General features: G+C 38.7%; 13 protein-coding genes. 5 read left to right on the forward strand and 8 right to left on the reverse strand.

Going from position 1 to position 21,079, the window contains the following annotated elements; genetic code table 11:
* Positions 1-143 precede the first annotated feature (143 nt).
* Positions 144-836: a lysoplasmalogenase gene (locus ACUN24_RS15385; protein WP_445563300.1), complete on the forward strand. Its 693-nt coding sequence runs from the start codon at positions 144-146 to the stop codon at positions 834-836.
* Positions 837-1,099: 263 nt separating this feature from the next.
* Here ACUN24_RS15385 and pbpC read toward each other — a convergent pair whose 3' ends face one another.
* The 3 genes from pbpC to ACUN24_RS15400 form a co-directional block, all read right to left on the reverse strand.
* On the reverse strand, positions 1,100-3,481 hold the full coding sequence (gene pbpC / locus ACUN24_RS15390) for a penicillin-binding protein 1C (RefSeq protein ID WP_445563301.1): 2,382 nt from the start codon (positions 3,479-3,481) through the stop codon (positions 1,100-1,102).
* Between the two features lie 216 nt (positions 3,482-3,697).
* A complete protein-coding gene (locus ACUN24_RS15395; RefSeq protein WP_445563302.1) occupies positions 3,698-4,249 on the reverse strand; it encodes an REP-associated tyrosine transposase in 552 nt (183 codons plus the stop codon).
* 131 nt (positions 4,250-4,380) lie between these two features.
* Entirely contained in the window at positions 4,381-9,972 is a 5,592-nt protein-coding gene (locus ACUN24_RS15400) for an alpha-2-macroglobulin family protein (protein WP_445563303.1), read from the reverse strand.
* Positions 9,973-10,185: 213 nt separating this feature from the next.
* Here ACUN24_RS15400 and ACUN24_RS15405 point away from each other — a divergent pair, with 213 nt between their 5' ends.
* Positions 10,186-10,608 carry a nuclear transport factor 2 family protein gene (locus ACUN24_RS15405; RefSeq protein ID WP_445563304.1) on the forward strand — a complete coding sequence of 141 codons (423 nt, stop codon included), beginning with the start codon at positions 10,186-10,188 and terminating at the stop codon, positions 10,606-10,608.
* 61 nt (positions 10,609-10,669) lie between these two features.
* On the opposite strand, the gene ACUN24_RS15410 is transcribed toward ACUN24_RS15405, so the two are convergent.
* Positions 10,670-11,074, reverse strand: a complete 405-nt coding sequence (locus ACUN24_RS15410; RefSeq protein WP_121283269.1) for a hypothetical protein — start codon at positions 11,072-11,074, stop codon at positions 10,670-10,672.
* Between the two features lie 93 nt (positions 11,075-11,167).
* Positions 11,168-13,732: a type I DNA topoisomerase gene (gene topA / locus ACUN24_RS15415; RefSeq protein WP_445563305.1), complete on the reverse strand. Its 2,565-nt coding sequence runs from the start codon at positions 13,730-13,732 to the stop codon at positions 11,168-11,170.
* A gap of 438 nt (positions 13,733-14,170) precedes the next feature.
* On the opposite strand from topA, the gene ACUN24_RS15420 reads away from it, so the two are divergent.
* On the forward strand, positions 14,171-14,683 hold the full coding sequence (locus ACUN24_RS15420) for a glutathione peroxidase (RefSeq protein ID WP_057934336.1): 513 nt from the start codon (positions 14,171-14,173) through the stop codon (positions 14,681-14,683).
* Between the two features lie 353 nt (positions 14,684-15,036).
* Here ACUN24_RS15420 and ACUN24_RS15425 read toward each other — a convergent pair whose 3' ends face one another.
* Complete coding sequence (locus ACUN24_RS15425) at positions 15,037-15,873, reverse strand: MBL fold metallo-hydrolase (protein WP_445563306.1); 837 nt, start codon at positions 15,871-15,873, stop codon at positions 15,037-15,039.
* 46 nt (positions 15,874-15,919) lie between these two features.
* Complete coding sequence (locus tag ACUN24_RS15430; RefSeq protein WP_121283273.1) at positions 15,920-16,363, reverse strand: MarR family winged helix-turn-helix transcriptional regulator; 444 nt, start codon at positions 16,361-16,363, stop codon at positions 15,920-15,922.
* A gap of 170 nt (positions 16,364-16,533) precedes the next feature.
* Between ACUN24_RS15430 and ACUN24_RS15435 the strand changes: the two genes are divergently transcribed.
* Positions 16,534-17,763, forward strand: coding sequence for an MFS transporter (locus tag ACUN24_RS15435; RefSeq protein ID WP_445563307.1), 1,230 nt, complete (start codon positions 16,534-16,536; stop codon positions 17,761-17,763).
* A gap of 213 nt (positions 17,764-17,976) precedes the next feature.
* On the opposite strand, the gene ACUN24_RS15440 is transcribed toward ACUN24_RS15435, so the two are convergent.
* Positions 17,977-18,996 carry a LacI family DNA-binding transcriptional regulator gene (locus tag ACUN24_RS15440; RefSeq protein WP_445563308.1) on the reverse strand — a complete coding sequence of 340 codons (1,020 nt, stop codon included), beginning with the start codon at positions 18,994-18,996 and terminating at the stop codon, positions 17,977-17,979.
* A gap of 251 nt (positions 18,997-19,247) precedes the next feature.
* Between ACUN24_RS15440 and ACUN24_RS15445 the strand changes: the two genes are divergently transcribed.
* Positions 19,248-21,077 carry a glycoside hydrolase family 2 protein gene (locus tag ACUN24_RS15445; protein ID WP_445563309.1) on the forward strand — a complete coding sequence of 610 codons (1,830 nt, stop codon included), beginning with the start codon at positions 19,248-19,250 and terminating at the stop codon, positions 21,075-21,077.
* The last annotated feature ends 2 nt before the right edge of the window (positions 21,078-21,079 follow it).

The raw sequence follows: 21,079 nt of genomic DNA on the forward strand, positions 1-21,079 counted from the left end.
TTTAGCGCTTCGAGTATTTTAGGTCATTATTTTACTGGTATCTTTTTTTAAATTACAGATAGGTTATTGAGTAATTTTTGTGGCTATCCATTTAATATCCGTAATTTGGTTTTTTAATTTGCAGAATGCAAATCCTAAGACTGATGAAGACTAAGCTATTTTCATTTATATTCTCCCTTGTATTTGTAATTCAGCTGTATGCCGAATATAGTAATAATACAAGCTTGCGTACTTTTTCTAAACCGCTGATTGTGTTGGTGCTTTTGGTGTGGCTATATGTTGCTACAAATTTGAAAGGCCGTTTCCATAAAAGGATTTTTACCGGATTAATTTTCGCATGGGCAGGAGATCTGTTATTGATGCTCCAGGATGGGATGACAAGTTTTTTTATCTTTGGATTGGCTGCTTTTTTAGTTTGCCATATTTTTTACATCAGGGCATTTACGCTCGATCATAAATCGAACCCAAGTCATAAAACACCATATTTTTTATGGGCTGTAGGTGCATTTGCCATTTTTTGCTCAGGTCTGTTTTTCTACCTCCAGCCAAAACTAGGAGCAATGCAGTTCCCTGTTTTAATGTATGCCATTATCATCAGTGTGATGGCATTAATGGCTGTTAACCGCTATGGAAAAGTGAATATTTTTAGTTTTAAACTTATTCTTTATGGTGCGTTATTTTTCTTGCTGTCTGACAGTGTCTTAGCTGTTACTAAATTTGCGCAGCCCATTCCACAGGGTGGTGCGCTGATTATGGCTACTTACATGATTGCGCAGTATTTAATTGTTTACGGTACTATTGAGCGCAAGTTAGTAGTAACGCGGACGGAAGTATAGGGAGTTGTTTTTTGAAAAGCAGGGTTCTGTGTTAATCGGTTACTGTAGTCCTGCTATCGTTCCAATCTTTTTAATAGGTGCTGTCAGTACATTGAATACGGAGGAAGCGTATCGGTTACAGATGCTTCGTACCTCAGCATGACAGTATATTTATGGTCGTTGCAAATTAAAAAGGATTTTCACTATATCAGGTTTATAAAACTCAAGGCAGTAGAGGAAAGAAAAATATAAATCACTGCCTTAATCTTCAATCATATCATCCTTTACCTTCCACTTTTCTTTTCCTTATCCAAAACCGTAAAAACCTGTACCAGGCGTTCTCCATTTTCATCAACTAAGGTTAAGGTATGTTTACCTGGCGGCGGACTAATGGCCAATTGATGAAAATTAGTGGTGGTGCTTACGTATTCATTATCAATGTGCCAATATATTTTAGCACCTGGATTTCTATGTGCTGCATTAAGCACAATTTTACCTCTTGATCCATCCTGTTCTAATGGAATGTAAACTATCGCGTTGTTTTTTGGATAAATAATCTCCATTACACTATTGCCGCCCGAGAGTTCACAGCCAGCTTTAAAAGGAGGGAGGGATTTATAATCGCTATTTTTTATTTTATAATAATATTCCATGGCCGGTGGTAAAATAAACCAGCTTTTATGCTGCATATAGGGTATGCTTTCGCATTGGTCTGTAACCCTAAAAGTACCTGTTCTGTCTAAATGGACCAATTTGTGAAAAGGACAAATGGCAGTTTTTTCTCCCAAAACAGGAACAAGCTCTTCTACAACATCAGTACAATATTCTGATGCCTTGTAGCCGCTTTTTTTACAAATTTTAAGCCTTTTGAGCTTGGTTGTGGGCGTTTCGAACCATTTTCCATTGGGTAATAACCTGAAAATATCAAAGAGCACTGGTGCGGCAGCTTCTATTCCCACCAAACCGGGTCTGCCTTCGCCATCTGCATTACCCACCCAAACACATACTACATAATTTGGAGTTAAGCCTACGGCCCAGGCATCGCGAAAACCAAAACTGGTACCAGTTTTCCAGGCTATTCTTTGCGACGAGGAAAATTGTTCCCATAAACCTTCATCACCCGGGCGCATTACTTCTTCCATGGCATTAAAGGTTGCCCATATTGCACCATGATCTAAAAATGAGTTGCGCTGATAGTCTTTTTCTTCTTTCGTTTTATTATTAAAGTAAGTTGCCTGTTTATAATCTTCAGGATTGTAGAGGCCTTTGTAAGTGTTGAAATGGTTTAGCGTACGTACCATACCCATATAAGTGTTAGCCAAATCCCACATCGTAACTTCACTGCCACCCAAAATTAACGACAAACCATAATGATCTGCTGGCTGGTTTAGTGTGCCTATCCCCAATTTTTTTAATTTATCATAAAAACGTTCGTATTTATACTGCTGCAACATTTTTACTGCTGGGATATTTAGCGAGCGGCTCAGCGCTTTATCTGCAGCGATGGCACCATCATAACCCAGATCATAATTTTGAGGCGAATAACCTGCTATTTGAGTCGGGATATCTGGAATTAAGGTATGCGGCAATATGAATCCATCATTCATCATGCTGGCATAAAGTAATGGTTTTAAGGTACTACCCGGGCTGCGCGGCGCTTTAATCATATCTACGTGACTTTGCAGGTCAGCATTTTCCGGCTGGTAAATATTGCCTACATAACTCACTACATGGCCTGTTCTGGCATCAAGCACTAAAGCCGAAATATTATTAATGTCGTTGGCTCTGTAGCGGTTGTTATAGCGTTTTAATATCGAGTTTACTTTCAACTGGATGTTTTCATCCAATGTGGACGTAATCCTCGTAGAATTGATTTTTAAACTTGCTCTTTCCGCTTTAAAACGGTTTAATAAATGGGGCGCATTTTGTGGTAGGGGCATGGGTTTGCCTGGAACAGGCTCTAACTTAGCTAAATTAGCCGTTGCCTGATCTATGTATTTTAACTTGGCTAACTTATCTAATAAATCGTTTCTTTTTTTGATCAGCCTGTTCGAGTTTTTGCCAGGATGAACCAACGATGGGCTGTTGGGAAGAACGGCTAAAGTAGCCATCTCACCCCATGAGAGCGTTTTGGCATCGCGACCATAATATCGCCAACTTGCGGCCTCTAAACCCACAACGTTACTTCCAAAAGGCGCATTAGCAGCATATAAGCCAATAATTTCTTCCTTTGAATATTTTATTTCTAAGCGTAATGCTAAAATCACTTCCAATAATTTTTGCCAAACCGTTCGGTCTTGTTTTCGTGATAAACGGATTACCTGCATGGTTAAGGTACTGCCACCACTTACTACACTTTTTGCCCGCCAGTTTTGTCGCATAGCCCTGCTCATGGCCAGTATATCTACGCCAAAGTGGCTATAAAATCGTTTATCCTCGAAAGCGATAATGCAATCCTTAAATTTTACTGGGACGCTGTCTGCTACCGGGAAGCGCCATTGTCCATCGCTGGCAATTGCAGCACTTAATAAATTGCCATTGCTGGCCTCAATAACATAGGAGGTAGGCGTTTTGAAAAGTTTGGATGGTAAAGAGAAAAGAAATGCCAAAAGCAGGACAAAACAGATGAGATCGGAAATGAGAAATGCTTTTGGGATTTTGTTCATTTTGTTATAGAAACCTATCAGGTTTTTAAAACCTGATAGGTTTGAAATTTATTTGTTAATTTATCTAATTTCGGTTCGTGGGGACACGAACCGATGCTAACTCTAGTCTTAGCGTCTCGCTAAGACATTTGTTGTTTATTATTTTTTATTTTTAGAAAGTCGTAGCGTGACGCTACGACTAGAGACTTGGCATATATTATTTCAAAATATTAAAAGTTATTCGATAATAATAAGATCAACTTGTCCCTTTCTAATTTGATAATAATCACCAGCACTACTGTTAATCCAATCTTCTTCTTTTTCTACAAAGCCTGCCTTCACAGGATTTTGGTGAATATAATTTAAACGCTGGTCTAAAAAATCATTTGTATCTAGTTCTATGGGGTGACTGTGTTGTTGCCAAAATTGAAAGTCTTTATTTCTTTCATTTTTACTCCCTAATTTTTTCATAATTTCTAACATCCACAACTTTCGACTTTCAGTATTGCTATTTTCAATGGATTTCCTAATGTGCCTTGAAGTAAAACTTTTAAAATCTCTTACAATATCAGATATTACTCCATTTTCAGTCCCAATAATTAGATGGATGTGATTTGTCATAATGCAATAGGCATATAATTCTAATCCCTTTTGTTTTTGACAAAACCTTAAACTATCATAAATAATATCAATGTATTCTTGCCTTGTAAATACGTCAATCCAATCTACAACGGTGAAAGTCACAAAATAAAGTTTAGTATTATCATGAAATTTATACTTTCTTCCCATTTTATTTTACAAACGATACCTAGTCTTAGCGTCTCGCTAAGACTCTCGCTCAGTTTAATCAACTCAACGTTAATGTAATTATAGGTCGTAGCGAGACGCTACGACCAGTATTTTGTGGTGCACAAAATATTCTACTTCACCACCTGCACCCACTTGCCTGCCTCTGTGGCCGAGATATCATTGTTATACATCGCTTCACATTGAACAGCCGATAAGTAATATTTACCCAGATAAGATGCGTTCAGCAATACCTTATACACCAAGCTTTCGCCTTCTCTCACGTTAAAGTAAGTGAAAACGCGATCATCCCTAATGTCCTGATAGGTAAAAGGAGATGAAGCTAAAATACTCTGGTTATCATTCACACGGGTATTGATAATTTCCCATCCTGAAGGGAAGATTTGAGTTAATGCCATTTGTTCGTAGTAACCCATTCGCCCGGGATTTTTTACAGTTACCTCTGCATAGAAATCTGTTCCTTGTTTTAAAGTAGTAGGATCTAAAACCTTTCCGTTTAAACGTTTGTAAATCACACTCATATCCAAAACCTCAGGACGGTTAGGTAAGAAGTTGTTCTGGCCAGCAACTGGCTGTCCTTCTAAAACCAAACGCACAAACAATACATTATTTCCATTATTAGTAACTGAAGCGGTATTTCCCTTAAAGGTTACAGGTGTACTATTAATGTATTGAGTAGAATTTACAGGAGCTGATTTTCCATCCAATACATATTGAAATTGCAGTTTATTTGCCGATTGGTTAGATCCACAGAATTTAGCAATAGCCAACAAACTATATGCGGTTGTTTGTGTACTGTACCAGGTATTTTCGCCAAGCTTGGCTGCTAAAGGCTGTAATAAACTGGCTGCTTTTGCTTTCTGACCGAGTAGGGTTAACGTTTCTAAAATCATCGCTTCATCGCGTACATCAGATCCATAAGTTCCGCCCAATTGTTTGTAAGCCTGGATGGATGTATCCAAACCTCTGATCATGTTTTGTGCCACCTCATTTTGCCCGGCCAGTTTATAAGCTGCTGCCAAACGCCATTTCGCTGCCACAGATAAATATTGGAAAGCTTTTAAACGGTTCATGACAGCCATTTCAGGTTTTTTAGCCAGTGCCAGCATGTATAAACGATAGGCTTGTGATAAATCGCCACCATAGAAATTATTGCTGTTTGGTGCCCAGTTTGTGGCTTTTGATTTTTGAAAGCGCAATAGCTCATCCAGAAGGCCAACAGGTAGGGTATAACCAGCATTTTGTGCCTCAACTAAGAAATGGCCGGCATAATTACTTCCCCATTCGTCGGATGTGCCCTCTCCAGGCCAGTAAGATAAACCACCATCAGTAGTTTGGAAACCTTTTAGTCTGTTTATGCCAGCTTTAATATTTTTCTCTGTTTTGGCTTTCTGCTGTTCATTCAATGGGCTCAACCGATCTAAAAATAGTTGTGGAAATATGCCCGAAGTCGTTTGCTCAACACAGCCATGGGGATATTGAATGAGGTAACTCAATCTTTTGCCAAGGTTAATCGCCGGGATAGAAGATACCTCCAGTGAACCAGAATTTGTTCCCGTCATCCCGATTGGTAGATAGTTTACAGCCCATTTGGTATGCGGCTGAACGGTTGCAGAAACCACATTGGTTACATAAGGATTTGGATTTCGGATGTCCATTTCCACATCATAAACCGTTTTTTCGGAACCACTCTGCGCGATTACTTTTACCTTAGCAATACCTACATTATTCGGCGCTTTTACCTCGAAAGAAGTCATCTGCTCACCCGTTTGTTTGTAGTAGAGCTGTTGTTTGTTACTGCCTTGAACAATTAGATTACTGGTCTGAAGCTGTACGGATACATTTTTAAGGTTGTTCTCTGTCGCAAATACTGTGACAGGCAAGGTAAAACTCTCACCTGGGCCAATTACCCTTGGCAAGGTAGCCAAAACCATTAAAGGCTTTTTAACCTGAACTGATTTTTCTGCAAAACCATAAGCCGCATCCTGTCCGGCAACTACCATTGCCCTTACAGCGCCAATGTACTGCGGTAACTTAAATTTGTGTGTTTTGCTTTCGCCTTTACCAATGGTAAACGGCCCCATAAATTTAACCACTGCTTTAAAGCGGTTCGCTTTAGCCGGATTAAGGTTTTTATTGATGCTACCATCACCGCCAATGCTTAAAATACGTTCTAAATTTCCACCCCAAGCGCCAAGAACATAGTCGAATAAATCCCATGTTTTAACGCCCAAACCTTCGCGGGCATAAAATGCACCATGCGGATCTGGTGTTTTAAATCGGGTTAAGTCAAGCAAACCTTCATCAACCAAGGCAATGGTATAGGTCATTGCTTTACCGTTCTGCTCACCTACAGTGATGGTGTTTTCGGTTTCCGGTTTAATTTTATCGGCCATTTTAATGGTCGGTTTTAAAATGGTTTGCGGATCTTCTATAGAAAGTGGAATAGCACCATACATTCTAATTGGTAAATCGTTAACCGTTTGTGCATGCGGTTGTAACAACGTAATATTAGCAAAAACATTTGGCGCCATCTCTTTTTCTGCCTTGAACTTAAATTGCGTTTGTCCGGCTTTGGTATCTACCCAGAAGGTTTTTAATACCCGGCTTCCATTTTCAATTGAGATAAGTGCTCTTCCATTTTTGCCTGTTGGAATAGTTAAAGTAATATCTTCTCCAACCGTGAATTTTTCTTTATTGGCCGTGAAAGATAACATAGAGGCCTCTGTAGGGTTGCTGCCTTGTTCGCGTTGTGCCCAGCCCGGCCAATCAATGTAAACAGATTTTCCGGTAACATGTCCGCCATTTACATCGCGTACTAAAATTAAATAACGGCCCCATTCTGGTTCATCAACACGTAAATTCCAGCTTCCTTTTCCGTTGAACAGGTTCACCTGATGACTTTCTACCAGTTTATTGAATTGGTTTTGAGTGAAATTGGCATAAGTGTTCTGATCATCTTGTTCCCACCACCAGCGCCATTGGGTTTTATATAACTCTACTGTAACGGTTTTGGTGCCGCTCAATAATTTTCCATCTGTATTTACATTAACGATTTCAATTTTATGCTCTTTTCCGGTCAGCAACATACCACTTAAACGATCGCCCTTTTCAGCACGGATCCCTAAATAGCTGTTGTATACATGGTAAGGAATACTGAAATTATCGATGCTGAAATTACCTCCTGGTTCGAAAACTTTTGTGGTGAAATTTGCTCTCAACACACCTGGAGCCGTATTGTTCTCATTTAGATTGGTGTTAATCTGAGCGGTACCGTTTTGGTTTAACGTGCCTTCGAAAATGGTTTTAACCTGCGATTCAAAGTTAACGGTAGGATTATCAAAACTAAAACCCTCGAAGCCTTTAAACTTGGTTTCGGTAGTGTTTAAGTTTACATCAACCTTCGCTTTTAAGTTTTGTGCAACGGCACCGAATAGCCATTTGGCCGATAGGGTAGCGGCTGAGGTTCCTGCGCTTAAATATGTTCTATTGCCAACGTTGAAATCAATTTTCAGACGGTTTGGCATTACGGTTTCAATTTTTAAGGTTTTGGTAAAAGTAGCACCGCCTGCTTTCACTTTAGCCATCCAGTTACCGGTAGGTACCGTACTTTCTGTAGCGGTTTTAAAGGTGTAGAATCCATTTAAAGGCTTGCCGTTAATCAACCTTTTGTAAAGCTGGCCTTTGGGATTATAGAATTCCATGGTCACCGGATAATTCGCCGGAAGTTTTTTTAGTTTATCTTCCAGAACGAAAGAAACAAATAAACTGTCACCAGGTCGCCAAACGCCGCGTTCTCCATAAATAAAACCTTTTAATCCACTTTGAACTACATCGCCTCCTACATCAAACCTGCTTAAAGGAAGTGAGCTTCCATCGTCTAATTTAAGGTAGCCACGTTCTGAACCATTTTTAGCGATCAATAAAAATGGCTGGCGTTTTAAGTCAAAACTTGCAAAACCATCACCATCAGTTTTAGTTGTAAAAATGATCTGTTTCTGGTAATCCATTAATTCCAGGTTTATACCACTCAATGGTTTTGCCGTCAATAAATCGGTAGCAACAATCAGCATGCTATTGTCGTTACCACGTTTAGCCACTAAACCTATATTTGAGGCAATTAAGTTTCTGCTGGCCCAGCGCTGGGTGGTATAAAATGATGGTGTGCATGGATTGTCTTTATCGTCCCATTTGTAATTTGGCGGATAATAATTATTATAACGCTTCCAAAAATCATCGTCCTCATCAATCTTTTCACCATAACCATCATAATCTCCATATTCGCTTTCCTCATCGTCACCATCGCCTTTTTCTTCTCCGGCTTTACAATTATAGGCGTTATATTCCTGTCTGAAAGCAATGGTAACACGGTACATCGCACCAGGCTCAGTACGGATCATTTTATCCAGATCGAGTGTAAATCGGTTCTTTTTATGGAGGTTAAGCGCTTTATCTTCATCTAAGCGAACGGTTTTCTGTAAAATAGGTTTCGCTACCCTGCGCAGTTCATTGCCATCCTTATAGCTATTGGTCTGGAAGAACTGTGGAATATTATTTTCGTAAATTTTGATTACTGTTACGTCAACCGCTTTTAAATTAATCGCTTCGAAAGGTAAAACCAATTTTCCTGAATTGGGTAAAATGGTACCTGCACCTGCGATGGTTACAGATGGCAGTTTATCCTCAAAAACAAGATTGGCTACTTTACCGGTGGTTAGCGTTTTGGCATTGATATTTTCGACCCCCGCATTTACACTTAGGGCATAATTGCCTTTTAATTCTTCGGGAGCATACACTTTAACCTGACTGGCATCAATGGTATACCTAACATCGCTTAGGTTACCAAGGGTGATCATACCGGTTAAATCCTGTCCTACACCAATCGGCTCAGAAAACTGTACCAATGCATAATCTTCTTCGCCCTGAATGGCTTTCATATCAAGGATTTCGAATTTATTTATGGACGGAACACGAACTTTTACTTCTCCTTTTTGTTCGGCATCAATGGCATCACCATCCCACTCTAATTTTAGATTTTGGTCGTTACCCGTCTTTTTAATGCTATCAATGGTGAATTTCGAGGTGTTTTTGGCCGGATCATGCTGCCACTTGATTTTTAACTTCTGGTCAAAATCCAATGAAAGGGTTTTCTCTATTTTACTGGTTTCTTCCACATCGGCAGTAGCTACTTCACCTGTAAGTTTCATGTAATCCAGAGAAGTGTTGTTCTGTGAAACCAAGCCGTTTTGCGACAACATGATTCCCGGGGTAATTACTTTAAATTCAAATTCGAAATCTTCAAGGCCTTTTTCTGTAGCAGAAACTTCCGAAAGTTTAAAGGTAGCCTCGTAGTTTTTACCAGGTTTAAGGTTCTCATCAGGTCTGAATTCAACTGTTTGAGGATCTATCCAGTAGGTTTTTCCAGAGATAGAAGGAGAGAAGTCGAAAAGTTCGCGGCTATCTGCTTTGCCTAAATCTTGCATGCCAGTTGCGGCATTAGCGAGGTGGACGCGGATAAAACTCTTTTTCGAAATGGTACCGGAAGTATAAGCTTCGATATATTTCGCATAAGCCTGGTTTTCTTCGTGGTTTTTCTTTTTTCTATTGAAATAGATAAATACGATTGCGACTATTGAAACAGCAAGCAGGCCAATAAAAATAAATTTCTTTTTTGAGGACGATTGGTAGGTAGATGGTTGTTCCATAAATGAAATTCGTTAAGATAAATGAGAATATAATGCTGCGGTTGCCGCAATTGTTATGCCGTAAATTATTTGAATAGGCCGATATTCCTCTGTTCCATCAGAAAATTAACTAAAATCGACGTTAAAAGAAATAATGTTGAAAATTAAAGCGAATGGTTTGTTCATTTGCATGGATTTGGATAAGTTTACAAGATAAATCCAATACAACCAGATATGATCAGGAAACTCTTAATTTTTTTGTGTTTGTTAATTTCTACACATTTTTGTTTTGCGCAGAAAGCTGAAGTAGAAAATGCAGTGACGCAATTGACTAAACTGATGGTTAGCCCAGATAGCGTGGCTTTGGATAAAATCGTGCTTAATAATTTAAGCTATGGGCATTCGGGTGGAAAAATACAGACTAAACAGGAGTTTTTACATTCTTTACTTTCTGGCGAATCTGATTTTGTAGATATCAACTTAACGGATCAATCGGTTATTATTCAGAATAAAACAGCCTTGGTTAGGCATACCTTAAATGCTAAAACGAATGATAAAAATGTTCCAGGAAATGTAAAATTATATATTCTTTTAATCTGGAGTAAAGAAAAATCAGGCTGGAAGTTGCTAGGAAGACAGGCGGTTAAGGTGCCTTAGTTGAGTACCCGGTCTTGAGTCATAAATCGGTAGTCAAAGACTCTGGACTTAAGACTCATGACTATTTTATCATCACTCCCGGTCTATTCACCAATGGAATTTTAATCAGATTAGAATCGATGATGCTTTCGGGCAGGAAAATAAACTTTTTGTCGTAAATGGTGCTATCTATGTAGTAGCTTAGCCAATATTCGTTGGTTAAACCAAAAACTTCGGGATCAATGGCTTCTACGCCAGCAAAAGAATTTGCTTCCATATCACCAACAAAGTGCCTTAACACAGAAGTTTTTACCTGCTTCCCGTCTTTTTCACCATAACCTTTAGAGCTGATTAAAACATTTGTTATCGGTTCGTTTTTTAAATTAACGAGATAAACCGTCCAGCTTTTTACTTCAGGTGTTTCGCCCATTAATACAACGGCCATTGCAATATCTTCAACTGTATTTTCTGGTAAATCTGCTTTCAACTGGGTTAACTGTTTAAACTGCTTAATCGGTTAATTGTATAATTTATTTTAGGATGATAGAATCCTACCATCCTAAAATCATTTAATCCTGGCCTATTTTTTCTTCGCTACTGCCTTTTTTGCCGGCGCTGCTTTTTTCTTAGCGGGTGCTTTTTTCTTCGTTTCAAAAGCATTAGGTACCTGCTCCACAATCATTTTCTTAACGGTTTCCAAATCAATATCAACCAGTTCTTCTGGTGTGTATTTTTGTTTGGTAGCCTCATTGTATCTCAATTTCAGCATCAATTTGCCAAAACGGATAAACGGTCCCCAACGGCCATTTTCAATAGAGATTTTTTCAGCATCCCAGGTTTTAATGTACCTGTTGGCTTCTTTTTCTACTTTTTTGCCGATTAAGGTATTGATATCTTCTTGTGTTAAATTATCGAAATCGTATCCTTTTGCCGGAATATTAATAAACAAATCGTTCCATTTAATAAACGGACCGAAACGGCCTTTACCTTTTGTAACGCCTAAACCTTCATAGTGGGCAATAGGTGCATCATCATCCATTTTCTGTTTGATAATTTCAACTGCTCTGTCATAAGTTACCGATAAAGGCTCCTCATTTTTAGGAAGTGAAATAAAACTTTCGCCCCACTTTACATAAGGGCCAAAACGGCCAACCCCGATCATTACTTCTTTACCTTCAAAATCAGGTAATTGGAAAGGAAGTTTAAACAGTTCCAATGCATCATCCAAAGTAATGGTGGCTACCGATTGATTACGCATTAAACTGGCATAACGTGGTTTTTCTTCCTCATCAAGCTCGCCGATCTGCACCAATGGTCCAAATTTACCTACTTTGGTATATACATTTTTACCCGTTGCAGGATCTAAGCCTAATAAACGCTCACCTGTAGCGCGTTCGGCAGTTTCTAAAGTGGTTTCTACTTCACTATGGAAAGGATTATAAAAAGAGTGCAGCATTTTGGTCCACTCCTGTAAACCTTGTGCAATTTCGTCAAATTCCTTTTCTACTTTGGCCGTAAAGTTAAAATCTACAATGCCTTTGAAATGTTCTACTAAGAAATCGTTTACCACTTCACCAATATCAGTTGGGAAGAGTTTGGATTTCTCGGCACCGGTAATTTCCGATTTGATTTCTTTTTTTACCTGTCCGTCTGCTAAAACGATAGACGTAAATTTACGTTGTTTACCATCTCTGTCTTCTTTTACCACATAACCACGGTTTTGTACCGTAGAAATGGTTGGTGCATAAGTAGACGGACGGCCAATGCCCAGTTCTTCTAGTTTTTTAACCAAACTGGCCTCTGTATATCTTGCCGGCGGACGCGAATACCGCTCTGTTGCCTGCATTTCTTTTAAAAATAGTTCCTGCCCCTTACTTAAAGGAGGTAAAATTGAACCACCTTCTTTTTCTTCGTTTTCTTCATCATCCGTAGATTCCAGGTAAACTTTTAAGAAACCATCGAACTTTAATACTTCACCTTCTGCAACCAAATGTTCTTTTCTGGTTGAAGCGGTAATTTGCGCGGTTGTTTTTTCAAACAAAGCTTCACTCATTTGTGAAGCAATGGAGCGTTTCCAGATTAAATCATATAAACGTTTTTCTGAAATATCTCCATCTACAGTATGTCTGTCGAAATATGTCGGGCGGATGGCTTCGTGAGCTTCCTGCGCACCAGCCGATTTGGTTTTATAAACGCGGTGTTGGTGGTATTTATCTCCATAAGCAGATTTAATCTCGGCAGCAGCCGCATTTAAAGCGGTTTCTGATAAATTTACAGAGTCTGTTCTCATGTAGGTAATCTTACCCGCTTCGTACAGTCTTTGCGCCACCTGCATGGTTCTCGCAACCGAAAAACCTAATTTTCTGGAAGCTTCCTGTTGCAGGGTAGAAGTGGTAAAAGGAGCGGCCGGATTGCGTTTTGCCGGACGGGTTTCTAAACTCGTGATATCGAATTTAGCATTAACACAGTCCTGAAGAAATTTTTCGGCATCCGCTTCGCTTTCAAAACGTTGTGGCAACTCTGCCTTCACCATTTCTTTTCCTTTTCCGGTAGAAAACTGTGCGGTAATTTTATATGCAGCAGCTGCATTAAAGTTCAAAACCTCTCTCTCTCTGTCAACAATTAAACGTACGGCAACAGATTGTACACGGCCTGCAGAAAGTGATGGCTTTACTTTTTTCCATAAAACAGGAGAAAGTTCAAAACCCACCAAACGGTCTAATACACGGCGTGCCTGTTGGGCGTTTACTAAATTATAATCAATCCCACGGGGACTATCGATTGCTTTTAGAATTGCAGGTTTGGTAATTTCATGAAAAACGATACGTTTTGTTTTCTCTACTTTCAGGCCTAAAGTTTCGAATAAGTGCCAGGAGATAGCTTCTCCCTCGCGGTCCTCATCGGATGCTAGCCATACCATTTCGGCCTCTTTAGCTAGTTTTTTTAGTTCAGCGACAACGTTTTTCTTGTCGGCGGGTACCTCGTAGGTTTGGGCAAAATTGTTCTTGATATCAATCGCCATATCGCCCTTAACTAAATCACGGATGTGGCCATAACTAGATTTCACAAGGAAATCTTTGCCTAAATAGCCTTCTATAGTTTTAGCTTTTGCGGGTGACTCGACGATTAATAAGTTTTTGGCCATGAAATACGTTTTTGTGCAAATAAAGCTATAATTAAAGCATAAATCCAAACCTGAGGAGAATTTAATACATTTTTTTTATTAAGTAAGGGATAAATATGTTTGTTTACAGGCCGATTTTAATCTGGTTTTAATCTTGTATACAAAACCTACAAGGTTTCAAAAAGCCTATAGATTTATATACCGAAGCAACCTATTCCTCATCTATATGTTATTTTTTGGAAATGCATGGTTCTGTTATAGTGGCGGCCGGTAGCCCTGCTATCGCTTCAAGTCCTCACTCGTTCCTCGCTCCGGGCTTTCCGCTTTATCAGGTTTATAGATGGGGGTTCGGTTAATTCCATCTTACCTTTTACATCGTCCATCATATAATTTACAGCCACATTACATCAAGGCAACCGATTTGTACTTATATTCGTATATAAATATAAAATAAAAACGATGATCAGCACAATTCTAATCCTATTAAACTTATTGGTATCCCCACCAAAAAATGTTTATGATTTCAGCTTTAAAACCATTGATGGTAAGGAAATTAAGCTTTCTAAATTTAAAGGCAAAAAAATCCTAATTGTTAACACGGCGTCTAAATGCGGTTTTACACCACAGTACGAAGATTTAGAAAAACTTCAGAAACAATATGGTAAAAAGGTAGTATTAATCGGTTTCCCGGCAGGTAACTTTGGCGGACAGGAATTTTCTACCAATGCAGAAATTAAAGAGTTTTGTACCGGAAAGTATAATGTTTCGTTTTTGCTTGCAGAAAAAAGCAGTGTTAAAGGCGATGACATCAGTCCTTTGTTTAAGTATTTAACTTCTCAGACCAATACTGAAGAGCAGGGCGATATTAAATGGAATTTTGAGAAATTTTTAATCAACGAAAAAGGAGAATTGGTACACCGTTTCCGTTCAAAAACAAAACCTACTGACGAGGCGATTGTTAAAAACCTGTAGAAGGATGTAAAATGGATGATGTAAGAGGGAAGATGTATTAATCTTTCGCGTCTTTAAATAATTTAAAAGGTAAAGTGGTTAGCCATTTTGCCTTTTTTTATGTGCTATATATTAAGGAATCGGAGAATTTTGGGCAAAAGAAAGGGGCTTAAATCCATAAGCCCCAAATAAACCAAACAAACTATTTATGAAGTTTATATAAAACGCCTGTTCAGATAAAAAGTTTTTGAAAAAAAAATAAATTTATTCGTTGAAATGTTGTGTTGACAGCTCAATGGCTATTAATAACGTAAAATAGGGGATACTGTAACCGAATTGATGGAAAAAGCCGGAATATTTTTGACACTAAAATGTTAAAACAGGTTAAGTTGTGCTGGCTGATATAGACTAGGGTCGAAGCTGTAAACCTCAGGCGTATCTTGCTTGTTGCTAATGTAATAAAGCGCTGTTTCCTCATGTCTTGAAGCTACTTTTACAAAAGTATCGCCAGCCACATTTTTAAAAAGATTTTCAACCAACTCTGCGCTGTTATTATCTTTTGATAAGTGGCTCAGTAAGAGATGGCTCATGTATGGTGCTTTGTGATTGATGAAAAGTTCCAATGCCTGTGCATTGCTCAGGTGGCCATGTCCACCCGTAATCCTTCTTTTCAAAAAATAAGGATATTTACCACTCTCCAGCATTTGTGCATCATAATTGGCTTCCAGGAAAGCGGCATGACATCTTTTGAAATGGGTAATTAAACGATCGCATACTGAGCCAATATCTGTAAAAACACCAACTCTTACTTCGTTACATTCAATAGTAAAACTATAAGGATCAGCCGCATCGTGAAATTTAGAAAAGGCAGCAATCTTTAAGTCGCCAATATGAATGTGCTGTTGATGGCTTAATGAAAAGGTATTGTTTGCATCCAAAAGCAGTCGGCTGCTTTTTAAGGTAGCTGTACTGATGTAAACCGGGAGTTTATATTTTTTAGCAAAAACAGCTACCCCTTTAATATGGTCGCTGTGTTCGTGCGAGATAAAAACAGCTTTTACTTTGCTTATAGGTAAACCCAAACGGTTCATCCGGATTTCAACCTCTTTACAGGTTAGGCCAATATCAACCAAAACGGCTTCATTATCATTACCTATATAGTAACAATTGCCATTACTGCCCGAGTTGATTGATGTAAAATATAATGCCATTTTCAGGTTGCAAGATAAGGCTTATTTGGTGAAGCAAAAAAGAAAATTATACTCTTGCACCGTTGTGTTCTACCAAACGAGAAAGTAGTGGTAAGAAAGCCTGGATGAGGTTGATTTCTTCGGAAGAAAAGATTTTTTCCATGGTTTGTACCAGCCATTCTTCTTTTATTTTTCTAGTTGCAATAATGTGTTTTTCGCCAAGTTTGGTTAAGCCGATAAAAACCTTTCGTTTATCCTCTTCGCTTGGAAAGCGCTCTACACATTTAGCATCAAACAGGCGGTTAATGATCTGCGAAATAGCCTGTTTGGATACTCTTTCCATGTCTGCCAGTTCTGTAGAAAGCATTTTACCATGCTGTTCCAGTAGCGACATGGTCAGTAATTCAGCGTTACTAAAGTCTGAACTTACATTTTGCTTGCGTAACTCTCTGGTTAAACGGGTAACGGTGCTTCTTAACTTTGCGGCAATCTCTTGTGTTTGAGTAGGCATCTTATTGGTAAATAAACTTTACAAATATAAGGTTTAATTTTTATAGATAAACTAAGTAACTTTTATTCGGCGTGTAAATTATGATGTTTTCGTGATAAAAGGGAGTTATTTTGGTTTTATAGTTTAAACAAAATTTTTTACTTTTGTAAAGTTACTTTACTATTTTAATCATGAGTATTTTTCGTTCGTTAAGACATTACAATTACAGGTTATTTTTTACAGGCCAGGCTATTTCTCTAATAGGCACGTGGATGCAGCGTGTTGCCATTAGCTGGTTGGTTTACCGTTTAACAGGTTCGGCATTTTTATTAGGACTGATTACTTTTTTGAGTTTAATCCCTTCGCTGGTACTGGCACCCTATGCAGGGAGCTATGTAGATAGGCATAATAAATACAAGATATTAGTGATTACTCAGATCATTTTGATGTTGCAGGCCGGTGCCCTGGCGCTGATGATTTGGTTTAAAGTGTATGATATGTTCTGGATTGCCGCACTTTCGCTGGTTCAGGGCCTGGTGAATGCTTTTGATGTGACTGCGCGCCAATCGTTAATGGTAAATTTAATTGATGATAAAGAAGATTTGCCTAATGCCATAGCACTCAATTCTTCAATGTTTAATGCGGCCAGGCTAGTCGGGCCGGCATTGGCAGGCGTAATTTTAAGTGCCTGGGGAGAAGATATCTGTTTCCTGGTTAATTTTGTGAGCTTTATTGCAGTGTTAGGCTGTTTGGTTATGATGAAACTGAAACTCACAGAGCACCAAAAATCGACAGAAAATATCTGGATCGACCTGAAAAAAGGTTACGATTATCTTAAATCATCTCCGGATTTGGCCTCTATGATATTAATGATGGCTGCATCGAGTTTATTGGTAATCCCTTTTACTACTTTATTGCCTGTTTTTGCAAAAGATATTTTTAATGGAAACGCCACAACATTTGGGTGGTTTGAAAGCGCTGCCGGACTTGGAGCCTTCTTCGGGGCAATTTACATGGCTACTTTAAAGGCAGGTCAGAATCTACAGAAAATTGTAATGATGTCGGGTGTACTGTTGGCTATTTCTGTTGTGGCGCTGGCTATATCCCCATCACTTATTATGGCCTTAATTTGTACCGGTATGGCTGCATTGGGTTTAATGGCGCAAAATTCATCTATCAATACCTATTTGCAGACCCATGCCGATGATGTAATGCGCGGCAGGACTCTAAGTTATTATATTATGGCTTACCAGGGGGTGTTGCCAATTGGTAGTTTATTAATGGGTTACCTGGCGCATCTTTTCGGTACGCAAGTGGTTGTGGCTTTCGAAGGTGTTGCAGGATTGTTGATTGTAGCAGCGTTTGTGTATCATGAAAAACATAGAAATCAATTGAATAGCAGTGTGATGTCACTGAATTAGTATTTTCCTTAAAACTTCTCCAGTCTTGGCGTCATCTCGACTGAAACGCAGTGGAATGGAGAGATCTGTAAAAACAGATTTTGCTTTTTTTGCCATTAAGGAGTTAAGAAACATTAAGGTTTAGTGCAAATTGTTTCCCGCAGATTAAGCAGAAAAGAAACGCAGATTTTAACAGAGTAGGTTAAAACGCCAGCCGCTATACGCTACCCACATTTACCCGTGTACAATCAACATACAATCGACCATTACTTTTTTGTAATTATGAATATCGATTTCTTTGTTAATCAATTGGATCAGTAAAGCAATCGCATTTTCACCTACCGATTCGGGGTTCTCTTCAATAGAGGCGATAGGGGGCGAATCGAGATAACTGATGAAAGAAGTGTTGCCAAATCCTATACACTCCACTTCGTTGGTTTTGAAGTGCTTTGTGGATCTTAGGTACTTCATCGCGTCGAATAAGATAGGTTCTTTAAAAGCGACAAGCGCAGTGGGTTTATTTTCCGGATAGGTAAATAAATTCTTAATTGCCGAGATCGTATTTTCTTTATCAAAATCGGTGTAAGCAACTAATTCTGATGAAAAAGGCACCTGGTTATCTTTTAAGGCATTGATATAGCCATTAAAGCGATCGTGCGTAAAATTAATCATTTTGGGGCCACCCAAATAAGCGATCTTCTGATGCCCTCTGTCTATTAAAAACTTAGTAGCCTGGTAACAGCCCTGGAAAGTATTGCACAATACTTTGTGGCAGTTTAGGTTAAAACTGGGGTTCCGGGTATAATACACTACCGGAATGCCTATGTTTTCAAACTGGTTTAGGTGTGTAAAATCTTGTGTGTGCTTCGAAATAGCCACAATTAAGCCATCTACCCGGCTTCGCAATAACATATTTGCAGATTGAATCTCTTTTTCCAGTTCATCATGAGATTGACTGATAATCACATTGTATCCATTTTGCGTGGCAAACTGCTCTATGCCATAAATACTCCTGGTAAAAAAGTGATCTAAAAGATTCGGTAAAATAACGCCAATAATGCGCGATTTCTTTTCTTTTAAATTGATAGCTGATTTATTCGGCGTAAAATGCAGATCGCGGGCCATTTCCTGAACGCGCTGCCTGGTGTATGCATTTATAGTCGGGTAGTTGTTAAGGGCTTTTGATACTGTTGAAACTGACATCTTTAACTTCTCAGCCAGGAATTTCAGTGTAACAGGGGTATTGTTCGTCATCTTTTCCAATCTCAGTACATAATTAAGAAAAAAAGCAATTATTTCAAACGTTTGAAATGTATTTTTAGTAGATTTTATGGCGTTTTGGCCTTTTTAAACCATTTAATCTGTTAAGCTTTTCTAAATTCGTGATCACAATATAAATCAATAAAAAACAGAATCTTGCTCAAATTTAGGCTAGCGACAGAGAAACCGTCCGCAATTAATTGTTAGTTTTGAAACGATCAATTAATAATATTAAAACTTAAGTTATGCTAAAAACAACCTATAGCGTATTTTTAATCTGCTTTTCGCTCCTTTCATCATTCAGTTACGGTCAGGTTACCGCTATACAGAACATTCAGGGAAGGAAAATCCAGAGTCTTAATGGTAAATGGAATTATATTATCGATCCTTATGAAAATGGTTATTACGATTATCGTCATGATCCATACGATCAGTCGAAAACCGGATCCGGAGGTTTTTATGATGATAAAGTTCAGAAAGATAAGTCAGAGCTGATTGAGTATGATTTCGATCATTCGCCTCAAATGAATGTTCCAGGTGATTGGAACTCGCAATCAGAAAAATTAGAGCTTTACGAGGGCAATGTTTGGCTTCGCAAAAAGTTTGATGCAAAACCCGAAAAAGGAAAAAAATATTTCGTTTACTTTGGTGCGGTAAATTACGAAGCCCATGTTTATCTTAACGGTAAAAAACTAGGGGTACACAAAGGCGGATTTACACCCTTCCAGTTCGATGTAACCAATAATTTAAAAGCTGGCGAAAACTCCCTGGTGCTTAAAGTGGATAATATCCGTAAACAGGATGAAATCCCAACTGTAAATACCGATTGGTGGAATTATGGTGGCATAACACGTGATGTTTTTTTAGCAGAATTTCCTGAGCATTTTATCAGTGATTACAAACTTCAGCTCGTTAAAGGAAATAATAATCTGTTAAGTTTTTCAGCAAAACTTGCCGACGCCACTGCCGGACAGGAAATTACGCTTTCTATCCCGGAGCTTAAGCTCGAAAAGAAATACAAAACAGATGGCGAAGGTAAAATTGCTGATGAGTTTACCTGGAACAATTTAAGCTTATGGTCGCCCGAAACACCAAAATTATATGCAGTAAATATTAAAACCGATAATGAAGATATTAATGATAAAATTGGTTTCAGAACCATTAGGGTTGATGGCGATAGCATCCTGTTAAATGGTAAATCTGTTTTTTTAAGAGGAATATCACTACATGATGAAAACCCTCTTTTAGCCGGTCGTTTGCGCTCAGAAGGGGATATGCGGATGATGTTGCAATGGGCAAAAGACTTGAATTGTAACTACGTTCGCCTGGCACACTACCCTCATAACGAAGAGATGATTCGCCTTGCCGATGAAATGGGCCTATTGGTTTGGGCCGAAGTGCCTGTTTACTGGACCATTAGCTGGACTAACCCGGCAACCTATGCCAATGCCAAAAAACAATTGACTGATTTAATTGTACGCGATAAAAACAGGGCAAGTGTAATCGTTTGGTCGATTGGGAATGAAACCCCACTTAGCGATGCCCGTTTAAGTTTTATGAGCAATTTGGCAGAAACTGCCCGTGCTTTGGATGATACCCGTTTGGTGGCTGCCGCTTTAGAGGTACACCGTGAAGGGAATACGATCATTTTAAACGATCCTTTGGGCGAAAAAATTGATTTGGTTAGTTTTAATGAATACGCTGGCTGGTACTGGGGAGGTAATCCATCCGAAATTACCAAATACAATTTCGATATCAAATATAAAAAACCTGTGGTAGTTACTGAATTTGGTGGCGATGCACTGGGCGGATTCCATGCTGATGAAAATACCCGCTGGAGCGAAGAGTACCAGGAGGCATTGTATAAAAACCAAATTACGATGTTGAGCAAAATCGGTGCTTTACGCGGGATGACGCCATGGATTTTAACCGACTTCAGATCGCCAAGAAGACAACACCCAATTTATCAGAATTTCTGGAACCGCAAAGGATTGATCAGTGAAACAGGTAAGAAAAAGAAAGCCTTTTATGTACTGAAAGATTTTTATGACCAGATGCAGGTTAAATATAAATAATA

This window comes from Pedobacter sp. WC2501 (assembly GCF_052682415.1).

Coding starts and splice junctions, on each gene's coding strand:
- ACUN24_RS15405 (WP_445563304.1), top strand. CDS start 10,186: ATGATCAGGAAACTCTTAATTTTTTTGTGTTTGTTAATTTCTACACAT.
- ACUN24_RS15435 (WP_445563307.1), top strand. CDS start 16,534: ATGAGTATTTTTCGTTCGTTAAGACATTACAATTACAGGTTATTTTTT.
- ACUN24_RS15445 (WP_445563309.1), top strand. CDS start 19,248: ATGCTAAAAACAACCTATAGCGTATTTTTAATCTGCTTTTCGCTCCTT.
- topA (WP_445563305.1), bottom strand. CDS start 13,732: ATGGCCAAAAACTTATTAATCGTCGAGTCACCCGCAAAAGCTAAAACT.
- ACUN24_RS15430 (WP_121283273.1), bottom strand. CDS start 16,363: ATGCCTACTCAAACACAAGAGATTGCCGCAAAGTTAAGAAGCACCGTT.
- ACUN24_RS15440 (WP_445563308.1), bottom strand. CDS start 18,996: ATGACGAACAATACCCCTGTTACACTGAAATTCCTGGCTGAGAAGTTA.
- ACUN24_RS15420 (WP_057934336.1), top strand. CDS start 14,171: ATGATCAGCACAATTCTAATCCTATTAAACTTATTGGTATCCCCACCA.
- pbpC (WP_445563301.1), bottom strand. CDS start 3,481: ATGAACAAAATCCCAAAAGCATTTCTCATTTCCGATCTCATCTGTTTT.
- ACUN24_RS15400 (WP_445563303.1), bottom strand. CDS start 9,972: ATGGAACAACCATCTACCTACCAATCGTCCTCAAAAAAGAAATTTATT.
- ACUN24_RS15425 (WP_445563306.1), bottom strand. CDS start 15,873: ATGGCATTATATTTTACATCAATCAACTCGGGCAGTAATGGCAATTGT.
- ACUN24_RS15395 (WP_445563302.1), bottom strand. CDS start 4,249: ATGGGAAGAAAGTATAAATTTCATGATAATACTAAACTTTATTTTGTG.
- ACUN24_RS15385 (WP_445563300.1), top strand. CDS start 144: ATGAAGACTAAGCTATTTTCATTTATATTCTCCCTTGTATTTGTAATT.